Below are 16,558 nucleotides of genomic sequence, written 5' to 3' on the forward strand. Positions count from 1 at the left end.
TCCGCCTATCCGCGCCCGGCCGCGGTGCCGGGCAGTTCGATGTCGGTCCACCGGGCGCCGACCGGGCGCAGGTGGACGGTGCGGGTGTCGTCGGGATGGCGTTCGATCCGGATCTCCAGCCGGTCGTCGGCCAGACCTTCGGCCACGCCCTCGCCCCACTCCACGACGGTGACGGACTCCGGGAGGGTCATGTCCAGGTCGATGTCGTCGATCTCGTCGGAGCCGCCGAGCCGGTAGGCGTCCACGTGCACGAGAGCGGGTCCACCGCTCAGGGAGGGGTGGATGCGGGAGATGACGAAGGTGGGCGAGGTGACCGATCCTCGTACGTGCAGGCCCTGGCCCAGGCCCTGGGTGAAGGTGGTCTTGCCCGCGCCCAGGGGGCCGGAGAGGATGAGCAGGTCTCCGGGGCGGGTGAGCGCGGCGAGGTCACGGCCCAGGGCGCGCATGGCGTCGTCGGTGGCGGCGGTGACCGCGTGGACGTGGGGCACGCCGTCGGTGGTGACTGTGGTGTTGGTCATCGAGCTCGCAGCTGGTTCCGGTTGTGGTTTCGGTCGGCCGTGGAGGCACGCCGGATTTCCCTCTTCACCCAGGTTAGGCGGGACAGGAGGTATTGGTGACCGATTTCGGCGATTGGGTCACGCCCCACCGACGTACTCACGGGGTACCCGCGCACCGATCCGCGTGACGATCTCGTACGGGATGGTGTCCAGGACCTCGGCCCACTCCTGTGCGGTGGGGACGTTCGGGTGCTCTTCCGGGTCGCCGAACAGTACCGCGTACTCACCCGGGGCCACGGGGTCGTTCTCGACATCGACAACGAACTGGTCCATGCAGACCGTTCCCGCGATGGTGCGACGACGTCCGCCCAGGAGCACCGGGCCCTTGTTGGTGGCGGCCCTGGGGACGCCGTCGGCGTAGCCCAGCGGCACGAGCGCCAGGGAGGTCTCGTGTTCGGTGAGGTAGCGGTGGCCGTAGGAGACCCCGCTGCCGGCGGGGACCCGTTTGGTGAGCGCGACCTTGGATTCGAGTGTCATCGCGGGCCGCAATCCGGGCACGTCGAAATCCGGGATCGGGCACAGTCCATAACTCGCGATTCCGCCGCGGACGAGATCGAATCGGGCCTCGGGCAGGGTCAGCAGCGCGGCCGAGTTGGCGATGTGCCGGACCTGCGGCTCCAACCCCGCCTTCTCGGCGACGTCGAGGGACCTGTGGAACACGTCCAGCTGCGCGCGGATCGAAGGGTGTCCGATCTCGTCGGCGCAGGCGAAGTGCGACCACACCCCGCTGACCTTGACGAACCCCTCCTCCTCCGCACGGGCGGCGGCCTCGACCACCGACTCCCAATCCTCCGGGGACACGCCACCGCGGTTGAGCCCGGTGTCGGTCTTGAGCTGGACGCGGGCCGTCCGCCCCAGCCGTCGGGCCTCGGCGATCACCTCCTCCAGCACGGCCCGGTCGCTGACGCCCAGGTCGATGTCGGCCTCGATGGCCTCCCCCACCGGCTCGCCCGGCGGAATGATCCAGGACATGACCGGGACGGTGATGCCCGCCCTGCGCAGCTCCAGGCCCTCCTTGATCAGCGCGGTGCCCAGCCAGGACGCACCGCCCGCGAGGAGGGCCCGGGCGGCGGGCAGGATGCCGTGCCCGTAGCCGTCGGCCTTGACCACCCCCATGAGCGGTGTGCCGCCGGCCCGCTCACGGAGCAAGCGGGCGTTCGAGGTGATCGCGTCGACGTTGACGCGAGCGTGCGCGAAAGGAGCCATACCCACAGTGTTCCACGCTCCGGTTACCGTCACGGAGCTGCGGGTATGTGGGCTACGACCGACTTACGCCCCTATTCCAGGGATATCGGTATGAACGAAAACGGAAGTGAACGAGCCGTCAATGTCAGCCGGCTCTGGTCGGGTGGCCTGGCCACCGCGGTGGTCGCCGCCCTGGTGATCTTCGCGGGGACCCTGGTCGTCCGTGGAGTCTTCGGCATCCCGGTCCTGGCACCGGAGGACGCCGGGTACCTGGGTGACGCGGGGACGGTGGGCTACGCACTGATGGCGGGTCTGGTCGCGCTGATCGCGACCGCCCTGCTACACATGCTGTTGCTCTCGGCGCCGCGTGCGCTCTCGTTCTTCGGCTGGATCATCGGTCTGGCCACGGCCATCGCGGCCTTCACGCCCTTCACCCAGGGCGCTGAACTCTCCAGCCAGGTCTTCACCGGCCTGGTCAACCTGGTCTGCGGTATCGCCATCGCCTCGCTGTTGCGCGGCGTGGGCCGCAGCGCCATCATCAGCCGGGTTCCGGCCACCCCCGACGAACATCCCGGTCGGGCCCTGCGACACGAGGGCATCCTGCCCGACGTGAACCAGCGTGAGTACGACCCCGCTCGCTACCACGCGATGGAAGAGGACGCCGAATACGACGAGGCACGCGCCCGAGCCGAACTTCAAAAGGCCGAAGAGGAACGTGCCCGCCGAGATGTCTGACCGAACACGCCGACGACGAGACGAAGCCGGCACCAAGAACGGGACGGGACCTGGATACCAGGTCCCGTCCCCCTTTCGTGCGCACGTGCCGCAAGGGCCCGGGGAGGGGCCGATAGCGTGTGAACCGCCCTGAATCCCCCGTGGAGGAGCCCTCGGTTGAGTCGTGACGTGATCGCTCTGTTGGCGCGGAGCCCCGGCCGTCGTTCGTTGCTGGAGGCCCTGGCCGCGGCCGATCCGGCGTTGCGGATCCGCCTGGTGGCCGAGGGCACCGTGGTGGAACTGCGCGAGGACTCCGGACGGTTGGTGCTCGCCGTGCAATCCGGGCAGAGGTTGGCCACCTCGTCCGAGGCAGACCGCCTGTTGGGCCGAGGTCCCGCCGACGAGCTCCCCGCGCAGCCGCTGTGGGTGGAGGCCAGGGGCACCGAGCTGGAGGACGTGGACACGCTCGCGTTGGCCCGACGTTTCACCGAAGCCCTTGTCGACGGACATGGCGGGGTCGTGTGGGAACCGGAGTCGCGGCTTGTGAGGGAACCCCACCTGCTCGGGGGCACCGACCATCCGGCGGTGAGCGCGGTGACCGAGAAAAACGCGGTGCTGGTGCAGGACCGCCCGGTCGTGTCACTGTCCGGCTGGTCGGTGGACGCCCTCGCCCGGTACGGACGCGAGGGCCTCGGACTTCAGTTGGTCACCCCCTCCGACAGTGTGCTCACGCACGCCCTGCGCGGGTTCCTGGGCGACCCGAACGCCACCTGGGTGGTGCGTACCGACGACGGCCGGCACTACGACGGTTTCAATGGTCTCCCGCTGGTCTGGCGGGACGACGTGGGCTATGTCCCCGACTCTCGAATGCGGGCCGCGGACGGCCCCCACCCGGACTTTCGAGCGCGACAGGAACACGTCACCGGCTCCCACCTGCACGTGGACATGCAGATGGATCACCCCTCCTCCGACGAACTGGAGCTGGGAGGGGTGGTGGAACTGCTCGCCGAACGGTTCGGCGGAGCCCCGCCCTCGGTGTGGGGCGTGGCCGAACCTCTCTCCCGCGAGTGGAACACCGCCGACCTCACCGCCCTGGCCCGGGGCCGGGCCCCCGGTGAGACCACCGCTCTCTTCCACGGCCCGCACGGAGCCGAACTCGCTTTCGGTGGGCGCTGGCGGGTCTCTCCGATCACCTCCGGAGTGCGCGAGAGCGTACGTTTCACGGTCGCGACGGAGGACGAACCGGACCTGAAGGCGCTGGAGCCACTGGTGCGGGAACTGGCCGAGCGTGACGGGCTGCGTTCCATGACCGTGCGACGCGCGATGGGTCGCGCCGACCTGCTCCAGCCACCGCGTTGGGCCGGCGTGCCGATCCCGGTGGGGCTGGCGGTGGGCGCCGAGGGCGTGTTGGCGGTCGGCAAGGCGAGCGCGCTGGCCGCCCCGGTTCGCGGCGAGGCGTTCGGCCCGCCGATGACCCCGGTGGTCTGGTACCGGATCGGGGACGGGGTGGAGCCGGATGCGTGGCGGCGGTTCCGGTCGCTGATGCGGCACCTGCGTCCCACGGGCTCCACGGGCGGGCGCCGGTGACCGTCAGGCGCCCATGACCAGGGTCTGGGCGTGACGGGCGCTGAGACAGTGGTCGATGACCATGACGGCCGCGCCGATGACGCCGGCGCTCTCCCCTGACTTGGAGGAGACGATGCTGAGGTTCTCGGTGGCCAGCGGCAGTGACCGCTGGTAGATGATCTCCCGGGCGCCGGCCAGGAGGTGGTCACCGGCCAGGGCCAGCGCGCCACCGATGACGATCACGGATGGGTTGAACATGTTGACCGCGGCGGCCAGGACCTCACCGATGTCGCGACCCGCCTGACGTAGGGCGCGCAGGGCGGGGACGGACCCGTTCCGGGACAGTTCCACCACCTGGCGCGCTCCCGTGGCGGGGACCCCGGCGAAGGTGAGCGCCTCGGCGATGGCGTGTCCGCTGGCGACCGCTTCGAGGCAGCCGGTGTTGCCGCAACGGCAGGGCCGTTGTTCGCCGTTGGGGACGTGGATGTGTCCCATGTCGCCGGCCGCGCCTTGGGCGCCGCGGTAGACGCGACCCTCGCTGATGATGCCGCAGCCGATACCGGTGGCGACCTTGACGAACATCAGGTGTCCGGCGCCGGGCCAGGCGACGTGGTGTTCGCCCAGGGCCATGATGTTGACGTCGTTGTCGACCAGCACGGGTCGTCGGATCGAGGCGTTGACGTGTCCGGCCACGTCGAAGTCGTCCCAGCCGGGCATGATCGGCGGGTTGACGGCGCGTCCCGTGGAGTGTTCGACCGGTCCGGGTAGACCGATGCCCACACCGAGGAGTTCGCCGGCGTCGCGTTCGGCGGTGTCCAGCAGGGCCAGGCCGTGTTCGACGACCCAGTCCAGGACGGGTTCGGGGCCCAGGGCGATGTCGAGGTCGGCACGGTCCTCGGCCAGGACGGTGCCGGACATGTCGGTGAGGGCCAGGCGCGCGTGGGTGGCGCCGAGGTCCGCGGCCAGGACCACTCGCGCCTCGGGTCGGAACGAGAAGGTCGTGGGCGGCCGACCGCCGGTGGAGACCGCTTCTCCCGTGGGGCCGATGAGCCCACTGGCCAGGAGCGCGTCGACGCGTTGGGTGACGGTGGAGCGGGCCAACCCGGTGACGGTGGCCAGTTCGGAGCGGGTGCGGGGGCGGCCGTCGCGCAGCAGCCGGAGCAGGGTCCCGGCGCCGGGCGCGGCCGTGGTGAGCGCGTCTTCCGTCATGGAAACAGTGAATCACAGGATCTATTGATCGCCTGTCAGCCAACTAATTTGTCCAGATGCGGCAACTTATGCTTGACCGTCGACATAAGTCCGACGTAACGTCCCAGACATGTCAGTGAAGAAGGTCACAAATTCGGACGCCCCCTCGTCCGGACCGGCCATCCCCCAGGCCTACCGAGCGGCGGTCGTCGGAACCGGCTTCATGGGACGGGTCCACTCCCACGCCGTCCGTGCCAACGGCGGCGAGGTCGTCGGGGTCGCCGGCTCCTCCCACGCCAAGGCGGAACGGTTCCGCGCCGCACACGGCATCGCCCGGGCCCACGCCGACGCCCTCGACCTCATCCACAGCCCCGACGTGGACGTGGTGCACGTGTGCACCCCCAACCACCTGCACGCTCCACTCTCCCTGGCCGCCTTGGCCGCCGGAAAGCACGTGGTGTGCGAGAAGCCCCTGGCCACCGACGCCGACACCGCCCGCGAGCTCACCCGCGCCGCCTCCGAGGCGGGCCGGGTCGCCGTGGTGCCCTTCGTCTACCGCTTCCATCCCATGGCCCGCGAGGCACGCGCGCGCGTGGCCTCCGGTTCCATCGGCCGGGTCGGTCTGGCCCACGGCGGCTACCTACAGGACTGGCTCCTCCACCCCGAGGAGAGCAATTGGCGGGTCGACCCCGAGCTCGGCGGGCCCACCCGGGCCTTCGGCGACATCGGTTCGCACTGGTGCGACATGCTCGAATTCGTCACCGGCGACCGCATCACCGAGGTCAGCGCCCAGGTCTCCCGGATCACCGATACCCGTGGGGAGAACGGCGGCCGGCCCGTCACCACGGAGGACCTGGTGTCCTTCCAGTTCGCCACCGGGGGCGGTGCCGTGGGCAACGCCGTGATCAGTCAGGTCTCCCCCGGCAGGAAGAACCAGCTGGTGTTGGAGGTCTCCGGGACGAAGGGGTCGCTGCGCTTCGACCAGGAACGCCCCGAGACCTTGTGGGAGGGCGGACGCGGCCGGACCGGGATCATCTCCCGGGACGACCCCGAACTCAGCCCCCAGGCCGCGCGTCTGGTCACCCTGCCCGTCGGCCACCCACAGGGCTACCAGGACTGCTTCAACGCCCTGGTCCACGACACCGGGGCGGCGATCGCCGGGGACGAACCGGACGGCCTTCCGGTGTTCGCCGACGGTCTGCGCGCGGCGGCGATCGCCGAGTCCGTGCTGCTCTCGGCCACGGAACGTCGCTGGGTCGACGTCCCCGCCATAGAAGAGGTGGAACCGGTATGACCGGCGCGCCCCTGCTCAGGATGACCGGCATCGGCAAGTCCTTCCTGGGCGTGCGGGTCCTGCACGGGGTCGACCTGGACCTGCACGCCGGCGAACTGCACGCGTTGGTCGGGGAGAACGGCGCGGGCAAGTCCACCCTCATGAAGGTGCTGGCGGGGGTGCACAGGGCCGACACCGGCCGAATCGAACTCGACGGCGCGGAGGTCTCCTTCGAGCACCCCGTCAGGGCTCAGCGTGCCGGGGTCTCCACCGTCTTCCAGGAGTTCAACCTGCTCCCGGAGCGCACGGTCGCCCAGAACGTGTTCCTCGGGCGGGAGACCCGCACCCGGGGCGTGGTGGACGATCGGGCGATGGAGGGCGCCACCGCCGAACTCCTGGCCGACCTCGGGTTGGCGGGCATCGCCCCCTGGTCGAAGGTGCGACACCTTTCGGTGGCCGAGCAGCAGGTGGTGGAGATCGTCAAGGCGCTCTCCCACGACGCGCGCGTCATCTCGATGGACGAGCCGACCGCCGCCCTGGCCGACCACGAGGTCGAGGTCCTCTACCGGATCATCGCCCGGCTGCGTGAGCGCGGTGTGGGCATCCTCTACGTCTCACACCGGTTGAAGGAGATCTTCGACCTGGCCGACACCATCACCGTGCTCAAGGACGGTCACCTGGTGGACACGATGGCGGCCGCCGACACCCGACCGGCGGAACTGGTCCGCAAGATGGTGGGCCGGCCGGTCTCCTCGGTCTTCCCCGATCCCCTCGAACCCCACGGAGAACGAGTGGGCGAGGTGCGTCTGTCGGTGTCCGGCGCGGGGAACACCCGACTGGACGGGATCGACCTGGAGGTACGCGGCGGCGAGATCGTCGGGTTGGCCGGGCTCCAGGGCAGCGGCCGCACCGAGATCGCGCACGGGCTGTTCGGCGTCGACCGGTTCACTCGAGGCGAGGTCCACGTCGACGGGCGTCGGATCGACCCGCGTTCGCCCCGGCGGGCGGTGCGCGCCGGCCTGGCGTTGGTCACCGAGGATCGCAAGAGCCAGGGCCTGCTGCTCGATCAGTCCGTCCTGGCCAACGCCCGCCTGGTGCTCGACGCGGTGCCGCCGTTCGGTTCGGGGCGGCGCGTCCGACGGATTCCGGGCATCCTCTCCTCCCTGGAGCTGGTCGCCCGCGGCGGCCACGGACAGGAGGTCCGGTTCCTGTCCGGCGGAAACCAACAGAAGGTGGTGCTGGCCAAGTGGCTGGCCACCGACCCCGGCGTCATGATCCTGGACGAACCCACGCGCGGGATCGACGTGGGCGCCAAACAGGCCGTGTACTCCCTGATGCGCGAACTCGCCGCCGCCGGGGTGGCGATCCTGCTCATATCCTCCGAGCTGCCCGAGCTCATCGGGATGTCCGACCGTCTCGTCGTACTCGACGACGGCCGGGTGGCCGGCGAACTTCCGGGCGGTTCCAGCGAGGAGACCGTGATGGCCCTGGCCACCGGTGCCTCCGTACACCGTGAGGAGGCCGCACCGTGACCCGGGTCGTCTCCGCTTCGAGGAACCTGCGCGCCCGTACCGGCACCACCGGTCTGGTCTACCTCGCCTTGGTGATCGTGCTGGTGGTCGGTGCCCTGTTCGTGGCCCTCCGAGGCGGCAACCTGTTCACCGCGGCCAACACGGTGGACCTGTTCACCCGATCCAGCCTGCTGGGGTTCCTCGCCATCGGGCAGACCCTGGTGATCCTGTGTCGTTCCCTCGACCTGTCGGTGGGGTACGTGACGGCGCTGTCCACCATGGTCGCCGCGATCACGATGGCGGGAGACCCCTCCCGCATCGTCCTCGGCATCGGGGCCACCTTGGGCCTGGCCGCGTTGATCGGCCTGGTCAACGGGCTCGTCATCACCAGGCTGAGGGTCAACCCGTTCATCGCCACCCTGGGCATGGGGCTGATCATCAAGGGCTACCTGGACACTCGCTTCCAGGGTCCCGGCGGGTCGATCCCGGCCGAGTTCCAGACGTTCGGTCTCTCCAGGGTCGGCGTCCTACCGGTCTCCACGCTGGTGATGCTGGCGCTGGCCGTGGCCGTGATCCTGTTCCTGCGTCGCACCCGGACGGGTTTCCACATGTACGCCGTGGGCGGTGACGCCGAGGTGGCGCGCCTGTCCGGGATCCGCCCCGAGCTGCCGGTGATCATCGCGCACGTGCTGTGCTCCATGACGGCCGGCGTCGCCGGTCTGCTGCTGGCCTCGCGCTTCGGTACCGGCAACACGCTGGTGTACGGCAACGGCTACGAGCTGGAGGCCATCGCCGCGGTCGTGCTGGGCGGGACGTACCTGTTGGGCGGGCGCGGCGGCGTCGCCGGGACCGTCGCGGGCGTGTTCATCCTCGCCACCCTCGACACGGTCTTCAACACCCTGTCCGTCGACCCGTTCGTCAAGGACGTGCTGCGCGGCGCCATCGTCATCGCCGCCGTGGCCATCTACGCCCGTGGGCAGCACGCCCGGACGGCCGTCCGTCTCCGTTTCCCCTCCGGCGGCGCCCCGCCCCCGGCAACCGTTCCCCCGGATCCCCCGACATCACCACCGGAAGCGGAACCCGCGGCCCGGGGAGGTACCCGATGACCGAACCGACGACCGCACGCGTCCGTTTCCCGACAGCCCTGCGCGGCGGTACCGGGACCGTGTCCGTGCTGCTGGTGCTGATCTTCGTGGTCATCGCCACCCAGAACCCGTCGTTCTTCGAGGGACCGCCGCTCATGGCGTTCGCGAAGAAGGCGGCCCCGCTGGTCGTCCTCGCGATCGGCCAGTACCTGGTGATCGTCTCCGGTGAGTTCGACCTGTCGGTGGGTTCGCTGGTCGGCGCCCAGGTGGTGATCGCCGCGCGCCTGATCGACGGCGACGAGGCGATGACCTACCCGGTGATCGGGTTGATGCTGCTCTTCGGTCTGTTGGTGGGTCTGGTCAACGGCCTGGTCACCACCCTGCTGAGGGTCCCGTCGATCATCACCACCCTCGGCACGATGCTGATCCTGTTCGGCGCCGTGCGCTACTGGACCGGGGGCGCGCCCACCGGAGCCCTGTCGGAGGGCTTCCGTGTGTTCGGCCGGCACGGTCCGGACGGTGTCCCGGTGCTGGGACAGATCCCGTGGGCGCTGGTCATCGCCGCGCTGCTCACGGTCGGGGCGATCCTCCTGATGCGTTCGCCCTACGGACGTTCCCTCATGGCGACCGGCGACAACGACACCGCCGCCGCCTTCTCCGGGGTCCGGGTGTGGCGGGTGCGCACCCTGGCCTTCGTCGGGTCCTCCCTCATGGCCACCGTGGCCGCCATCCTGATCGGCGGCTTCGCCGGGGTGACCGCCCAGGTCGGTGAGGGGCTGGAGTTCACCGCCATCACCGCCGTCGTCCTGGGCGGCGTGGTGTTGGGCGGTGGTCGCGGAACCGTCGTGGCCGCCGTGCTCGGCGCCCTCACCGTCGAGGCGCTCTTCACCCTGTTCAACCAGTTGTACCTGCCCTCGACCATCCAACCGACGGCCCAGGGGCTCATCATCATCGCGGCGGTGGCCTACGTCTCCCGTCGCGGCGACCCGCGTCCACCGACTCGTCCGCGAAGGCGGCCGGACCCCCCGAACGAGCGGCAGCTCGACTCTTCCAGGAGGTAACCCCCATGCGCGCATCCCGCGTACTCCTCGCCGGCGCGGCCGGCCTGACACTGGTACTCAGCGCCTGTACGACCGACGCACCCGAGAACCCCGACGAAGGAACGGCCGGGGGCGAGAACGGCGGGGAGATGTCCCCGGACGCCGAGTGGTTCGATCAGGCCGAGTTCGGTACCCAAATGGCCCAGCGCGACATCGAACCCGAGGGCCCGGCCGACGAGCCCTGGACGCAAGCGATCGAACCCGAGTGGGTGGACACCTCCGACTTCGCCATCGACGACCCCCAGGACGCGCACGTGTGCTTCTCCAACGCGTCGGTGTCCAACCCCTGGCGCGTGACCGGTTTCATCACCATGGAACAGCAGGTCGAGGCGTTGGTCGACGAGGGCCGGATCGGCAGCTTCGACAGCTCCGACGCGGCCGACGACGACAACCAGCAGATCTCCGACATCCAGGCCTTCGTGGACTCGGGGAACTGCGACGCGATCATCATCTCCCCGTCCACCACCGCCACCCTCACCCCGGCCGTGGAGACCGCCTGTGAGAGCGGTGTCCCGGTCGTCGTCTTCGACCGTGGCGTGAACAGCGACTGCATGGTCACGTTCATCCATCCGATCGGCGGTTACGCCTACGGCGCGGACGCGGCCGACTTCCTGGTGGAGAGCCTGGAGCCGGGTTCGACCGTCCTGGCACTGCGCATCCTGCCCGGTGTGGACGTGCTGGAGCACCGGTGGGCGGCCGCTCAGGAGGTCTTCGCCGACAGCGAGCTGGAAGTGCTCGGTTTCGAGTTCACCGAGGGCGACGGCGCCCAGATCAAGGACCTGGTCTCCCAGCACCTGCAACGCGGTGAGGTCAACGGCATCTGGATGGACGCCGGCGACGGCGCCGTGGCCGGCCTGGAGGCCTTCGAGGACGCCGGTCAGCCCTACCCGGTGATCGCCGGTGAGGACGAGCTGAGCTTCATGCGCAAGTGGGACGAGGAGGGGCTGACCGCGATCGCGCCGGTGTACTCCAACTTCCAGTGGCGCACCCCGGTGATCGCCGCCGGCATGATCCTGGCCGGCGAGGAGGTCCCGGCCGAGTGGGTGCTGCCGCAGGACCCGATCCGTGAGGACGAGCTCGACGACTACCTGGACCGCAACTCCGACATGCCGTCCCTGCACTACGCGAAGTTCGGCGGCGAGGACCTGCCGGGCTTCCCCGAGGCCTGGGTGGACCGGTAGATGCGCGCGCTGGGGGTCAACACCTGGGTGTGGACGTCTCCGCTGACCGACGCCGCGCTGGAACGGATCGCGCCCCGCGTCGCCGGTTGGGGGTTCGATCTGTTGGAGCTGCCGGTGGAGGACATCGGCGACTGGGACCCCCGGCGTGCCCGCGTCCTCCTGGAGGACCTGGGGTTGGACGCGAGCGTCGTGCTGGTCATGGGGCCGGGTCGGGAACTGGTGGCGACCGACCCGGGTACCCGGAAGGCGACCCGGGACTACCTGAGACGGGTCGTGGACGCCGCGGCGGAGGTCGGTTCCACCGTCGTCGCGGGCCCGGCCTACGCCTCGGTGGGACGTACGTGGCGGATGTCCCCGTCGGAGCGGGCTGGACTGCGCGCCGAACTCACCGAGGCACTCGCCCCCGTGGTCGACCACGCGTCGGCCGCGGGGGTGCGGGTGGCCGTGGAGCCGCTGAACCGGTACGAGACCAGCGTGCTCAACACCGTGGACCAGGCCCTGGAGGTCCTCGCCGACCTGCCCGCGGAGCACTGCGGGCTGGCGTTGGACCTCTACCACATGAACATCGAGGAGCGGGACGTGGCGGACGCGATCACCCGCGCCGCCGGCCGGATCCATCACGTCCAGGTCTGCGCGAACGACCGGGGGACGCCCGGAGCCGACCATCTGGACTGGTCACGCATCGTACGCAACTTGGGCGAATCCGGTTACTTTGGCCCCCTGGTCATCGAGTCGTTCACCGCCGACAATGAGTCCATCGCCACGGCCGCGTCCGTGTGGCGGCCCCTGGCCGTCTCCCAGGACGCGATCGCTGTCGACGGCCTGGCCTTCCTCCGCCCGCTCACGACCTCCCTGCCCCCGTCGAAAGGAGCCGCCGTGTACTGACACACGACGAGGCGGACACTCCCCGCTTCCGAACGCGATAGCAGGAACACCCCGAACGGTTCGCGCCCGCACCGCGACCGGCCGCCGGTCCTCGACCGGCCCGGTCCACCGTGACCGCGAGATCGTCCCTGCCGTCGGCGCCGGCACGCCGCACGGACTCATCGACCCCCACCCCCAGGTGAGGTAATCCGTGATCAGCAGTCCCCTACGAGCACTCGCCGCGACGGCCGCGGCCGTCGCCCTGGCACTCTGCCTGACGTCGGTCCCGGCCCAGGCCGACGAGGCCGAACAGGACACGTTCAGCGCGCTCATCTTCTCCAAGACCACCGGTTTCCGACACGACTCCATCCCGCACGGCATCGCCCTCTACGAGGCCCTCGCCGAGGAACACGGCTTCGAGACCGAGCACACCGAGGACGCCGAGGTCTTCAACGACGAGGACCTGGCCCGCTTCGACGTGGTCATCTGGCTCTCCACCACCGGCGACGTCCTGGACCAGGACCAGCAGGCCGCCTTCGAGGACTACGTCCAGGAGGGCGGCGGCTACGTCGGCGTCCACTCCGCCTCCGACACCCACTACGACTGGGAGTGGTACGGCGAACTGGTCGGCGCGTACTTCTCCAGCCACCCACCCGGCACCCAGGACGCCGAGGTCATGGTCAACGACCGGGCCCACCCCTCCACCGACATGCTCCCGGCGAGTTGGGAGCGGCACGACGAGTGGTACGACTTCGACGTCAGCCCACGTGGTGACGTGCACGTCCTCGCAGGCCTGAACGAGGCCTCCTACGAGGACCAGGTCGATCCCGCCGGGCAGATGGGCTTCGACCACCCGATCGCCTGGTGTCAGGTCTACGACGGCGGTCGGTCCTGGTACACGGGCGGCGGCCACACCATCGAGTCCTACGCCGAGCCCGAGTTCTCCGAGCATCTGTTGGGAGGCCTCCAGTGGGCCGCCGGGCAGGTCGAGGGCGACTGCGGCGCCACCCAGTGGGACAACTTCGAGAAGGTGACGCTCGCCCAGGGCGAGGAGAACGTCGGCGAACCCATGGGCATGGCGGTCCTGCCGGACGGCCGGGTCATGCACACCTCCCGCAACGGGCAGGTGTCCCTGTGGTCCCCGGACACCTACAGCACCGCCACGTTGGCGGACGTGCCCGTCTACGACCATGACGAGGACGGCCTTCAGGGCGTGGCCCTGGACCCGGACTTCGAGGAGAACGGGTGGGTGTACCTGTACTACGCGCCCGTCCTGGACGGTGTCCCGGCCGGAGCCGCCCCCGAGGACGGCGAACCGGAGGACTTCGAACCCTACGAGGCGCACAACAACCTGTCGCGGTTCCAGTTCGTGGACGGTGAGGAGCCGACCCTGGACCTGGAGAGCGAACAGGTGATCCTGGAGGTCGAGGCCACCCGTGGCATGTGCTGTCACGTCGGTGGCGACATCGACTTCGACCCGGACGGCAACCTGCTGCTGTCCACCGGCGACGACACCAGCGCGTTCGGCTCCGACGGGTACAGCCCGCACGACGAGCGCGAGAGCCGCAACCCGGCCTTCGACGCCCAGCGCAGTTCGGGCAACACCAACGACCTGCGCGGCAAGCTGATTCGGGTCTCGGTGAACGAGGACGGAAGCTACGACGTCCCCGAGGGCAACTTGTTCTCGCCGGAGTCCTCCGACGGCGAACTCACCCGCCCCGAGATCTTCGCCATGGGTCTGCGCAACCCGTTCCGGTTCAGCGTCGACCAGGAGGACGGCAGCGTCTACCTGGCCGACTACGGGCCGGACGCCCCCGAGGCCGACCCCGAACGAGGACCGCAGAACACGGTGACGTGGCACCACATCACCGAACCGGTCAACATCGGCTGGCCGTACTGCATCGGGAACAACTCCCCCTACGTCGACCACGACTTCGACGAGGGGACCTCGGGCGAAGCGTTCGACTGCGACGCGCCGGTCAACGACTCCCCGCGCAACACCGGCTTGGAGGAGACTCCCCCGATCACCCCCGCGGCGATCTGGTATGGCTACGACGAGTCCGAGGAGTTCCCGCACCTTGGCACGGGCGGCGGGGCCCCGATGGGCGGCCCGGCCTACGATTTCGACCCCGAACTGGAGTCGGACAACAAGTGGCCCGAGTACTACGACGGCGTCCCGCTGCTGTACGAGTGGAGCCGCCAGTGGATCAAGCAGGTCCACCTCGATGACGAGGGCGGCGTTCTCGACATCACCGAGACCGTTCCGGACATCGACCTGGCCAACCCCATGGACATGGAGTTCGGCCCGGACGGCGCCCTGTACGTGCTGGAGTACGGCTCGGGTTACTTCGGTGGCGCCGAGGACTCGGCGATCTCCCGTATCGACTACGCGGGTTCGGGGGACAGCCCGGTGGCCCGCATCGGCACCGACACCACCTCCGGCGCGGCACCGCTGACCGTGGAGTTCTCCGGGGAGGAGTCCTTCCACCCCGGTGGGCTCACCTTCGACCACGAGTGGAACTTCGGTGATGGGGCCGGATCGACCGAGGTCTCCCCGACCCACACCTTCGAGGAGGGCGGACGCTACAACGTCTCCCTCACGGTGACGGACGAGGAGGGACGCACGGGTACGGCCACGGTGTCGATCACCGCGGGCAACACCGCACCCGAGGTCGCGTTCCAGACTCCCCTGGACGGCCAGTTCTTCGACTGGGGCGACGACATCCCGTTCGATGTGTCCGTGGAGGACGCCGAGGACGGCTCGATCGGGGACGGCGTCGACTGTGCCGACGTGGAGGTCACCTCCTCGCTCGGCCACGACACCCACGCCCACCCCTGGACCCAGTACGAGGGCTGTGAGGGTGTCAGCGAGACCGGGACCGACGGCGGTCACGGCCACGACATGAACATCTTCTGGGTCCTCCAGGCCGAGTACACGGACGGAGGCGGGGACGGTGTCCCGGCCCTGACCGGCAGCGACGGGATCAAGCTCAACCCGTCGCGAATGCAGGCGCAGTACTTCACCGACAGCGAGAACGTCGTCACCGAGACCACCGAGGACCCCGAGGGAGGTCTGCGCAACGTCGGCGGGATCGTCGACGGCAGCTGGCTCGCCTACGACCCGGTCAACCTGCACGGGGTCGAGCAGATCGACTTCCGGGTGGCCTCCGAGGGGGCCGGCGGCGCCATCGAGGCCCGCGTGGGATCCCCCGACGGCGAACCGGTCGGCTCCGTCGACGTCGAGCCCACCGGCGGCTGGCAGGAGTGGACCGACGTCACCATGGACGTCACCGACCCGGGCGGCACGATGGAGCTGTTCCTGGTCTTCGTCAACGGGGACGCCGGCGCCGACGAGAACCTGTTCAACCTCAACTACTTCGACGTGAACGCCGACCACCACGGAGGGGAGCCCGAACCCGAGCCGGAACCGGAACCCGAGCCCGAGGGCTGCGAGCCGCCGAACGTCGACGACGGCCACACCTCCCTGTGGGACGGTGAGTCTTTGGACGGCTGGAACATGGCCGGTCCGGGCGGCTTCGACGTCGTCGAGACCGATGACGGCTGCGTGCTCGAATCGTCGGGCGGCATGGGGCTGCTCTGGCACGAGACCGAACTGGACTCCTACCGACTCGAGCTCGACTACCTGACCCACGAGGAATCGGACAACTCCGGTGTCTTCGTCGGCTTCCCCGACCCGGGCGACGACCCCTGGGTCGCGGTGGATCAGGGCTACGAGATCCAGATCGACCCGTACGGGGCACCGTCGGGCGACCCGATCAACCGGACCGGTGCGATCTACGAGTTCCAGGCGGCCACCTCGCACCCCGAGGTCGTGGGCGAGTGGAACACGATGGAGATCGAGGTCGCCGACCCCGTGATCCGGGTCTGGGTCAACGACGAACTCGTCAACGAGTTCACCGGCACCGACCCGGAGCGAGACCTGTCGGCCGGCTTCATCGGCCTACAGAACCACGGCGAGGCCGACACGGTGTGGTTCCGCGACGTGCAGGTGACCGATGAGGTCACCGAGCCGAAGCCGGTGACCTTCGCCGAGGCCATCGAGCGGATCGACGCCCTATCCGAGGAAGGGGCACTGACCCGCTCCGAGGCCCGCCGCCTCACCACCCGTTTGGAATTGGCCGAACACAACGTCGACGTGGGACGCCCCGCCCGGGCCGACGACTCCCTGGACCGTTTCGTCGAGGTCGCCGAGACGGTGGCCGATGAGTCCACGCGAGAGGAGTTGCTGAACCTGGCCGAACGGCTCAGGCCCCTGACCGAGTGATCCCGGAGCCGCCGCACGAGCGGCGGCGGCACCCCCGCGGCGGGGCCGG

At 69.7% G+C, this 16,558-nt stretch carries 12 protein-coding genes; 9 read left to right on the forward strand and 3 right to left on the reverse strand.

What is annotated here, in order from left to right:
- Window positions 1–5 precede the first annotated feature (5 nt).
- Together tsaE and alr are read right to left on the reverse strand one after the other, a co-directional pair.
- Entirely contained in the window at window positions 6–518 is a 513-nt protein-coding gene (gene tsaE, locus NLI01S_RS05940; protein WP_067600445.1) for a tRNA (adenosine(37)-N6)-threonylcarbamoyltransferase complex ATPase subunit type 1 TsaE, read from the reverse strand.
- A gap of 117 nt (window positions 519–635) precedes the next feature.
- The gene (gene alr / locus NLI01S_RS05945; RefSeq protein WP_067600448.1) at window positions 636–1,763 is read right to left on the reverse strand and encodes an alanine racemase; all 1,128 of its coding nucleotides are present in this window, start codon (window positions 1,761–1,763) and stop codon (window positions 636–638) included.
- A gap of 90 nt (window positions 1,764–1,853) precedes the next feature.
- Here alr and NLI01S_RS05950 point away from each other — a divergent pair, with 90 nt between their 5' ends.
- Entirely contained in the window at window positions 1,854–2,477 is a 624-nt protein-coding gene (locus tag NLI01S_RS05950; RefSeq protein WP_067600451.1) for a DUF6069 family protein, read from the forward strand.
- Window positions 2,478–2,633: 156 nt separating this feature from the next.
- Window positions 2,634–4,043, forward strand: a complete 1,410-nt coding sequence (locus NLI01S_RS05955) for a DUF6177 family protein (protein WP_067600454.1) — start codon at window positions 2,634–2,636, stop codon at window positions 4,041–4,043.
- 3 nt (window positions 4,044–4,046) lie between these two features.
- On the opposite strand, the gene NLI01S_RS05960 is transcribed toward NLI01S_RS05955, so the two are convergent.
- Window positions 4,047–5,231, reverse strand: coding sequence for an ROK family transcriptional regulator (locus tag NLI01S_RS05960; protein WP_067600457.1), 1,185 nt, complete (start codon window positions 5,229–5,231; stop codon window positions 4,047–4,049).
- Between the two features lie 115 nt (window positions 5,232–5,346).
- On the opposite strand from NLI01S_RS05960, the gene NLI01S_RS05965 reads away from it, so the two are divergent.
- The 7 genes from NLI01S_RS05965 to NLI01S_RS05995 all read left to right on the forward strand — a co-directional run bounded on the left by NLI01S_RS05965 (window position 5,347) and on the right by NLI01S_RS05995 (window position 16,509).
- Window positions 5,347–6,504, forward strand: coding sequence for a Gfo/Idh/MocA family protein (locus NLI01S_RS05965; protein WP_067600486.1), 1,158 nt, complete (start codon window positions 5,347–5,349; stop codon window positions 6,502–6,504).
- Window positions 6,501–8,015 carry a sugar ABC transporter ATP-binding protein gene (locus NLI01S_RS05970; protein WP_067600460.1) on the forward strand — a complete coding sequence of 505 codons (1,515 nt, stop codon included), beginning with the start codon at window positions 6,501–6,503 and terminating at the stop codon, window positions 8,013–8,015. Before NLI01S_RS05965 ends, NLI01S_RS05970 begins: the two co-directional genes overlap by 4 nt.
- On the forward strand, window positions 8,012–9,100 hold the full coding sequence (locus NLI01S_RS05975) for an ABC transporter permease (RefSeq protein WP_067600463.1): 1,089 nt from the start codon (window positions 8,012–8,014) through the stop codon (window positions 9,098–9,100). The genes NLI01S_RS05970 and NLI01S_RS05975 overlap by 4 nt, the downstream gene beginning before the upstream one ends.
- Window positions 9,097–10,140, forward strand: a complete 1,044-nt coding sequence (locus tag NLI01S_RS05980) for an ABC transporter permease (RefSeq protein ID WP_067600466.1) — start codon at window positions 9,097–9,099, stop codon at window positions 10,138–10,140. The genes NLI01S_RS05975 and NLI01S_RS05980 overlap by 4 nt, the downstream gene beginning before the upstream one ends.
- 5 nt (window positions 10,141–10,145) lie before the next feature.
- Window positions 10,146–11,360: a substrate-binding domain-containing protein gene (locus NLI01S_RS05985; protein ID WP_067600469.1), complete on the forward strand. Its 1,215-nt coding sequence runs from the start codon at window positions 10,146–10,148 to the stop codon at window positions 11,358–11,360.
- Window positions 11,361–12,245 carry a sugar phosphate isomerase/epimerase family protein gene (locus NLI01S_RS05990; RefSeq protein WP_067600471.1) on the forward strand — a complete coding sequence of 295 codons (885 nt, stop codon included), beginning with the start codon at window positions 11,361–11,363 and terminating at the stop codon, window positions 12,243–12,245. It abuts the gene before it with no gap.
- A 190-nt stretch (window positions 12,246–12,435) separates the two neighbouring features.
- The gene (locus NLI01S_RS05995; RefSeq protein WP_067600475.1) at window positions 12,436–16,509 is read left to right on the forward strand and encodes a ThuA domain-containing protein; all 4,074 of its coding nucleotides are present in this window, start codon (window positions 12,436–12,438) and stop codon (window positions 16,507–16,509) included.
- Window positions 16,510–16,558: the final 49 nt, after the last annotated feature.

The sequence above is a fragment of the Nocardiopsis listeri NBRC 13360 genome (genome assembly GCF_001570765.1).
Lineage (GTDB): Bacteria > Actinomycetota > Actinomycetes > Streptosporangiales > Streptosporangiaceae > Nocardiopsis > Nocardiopsis listeri.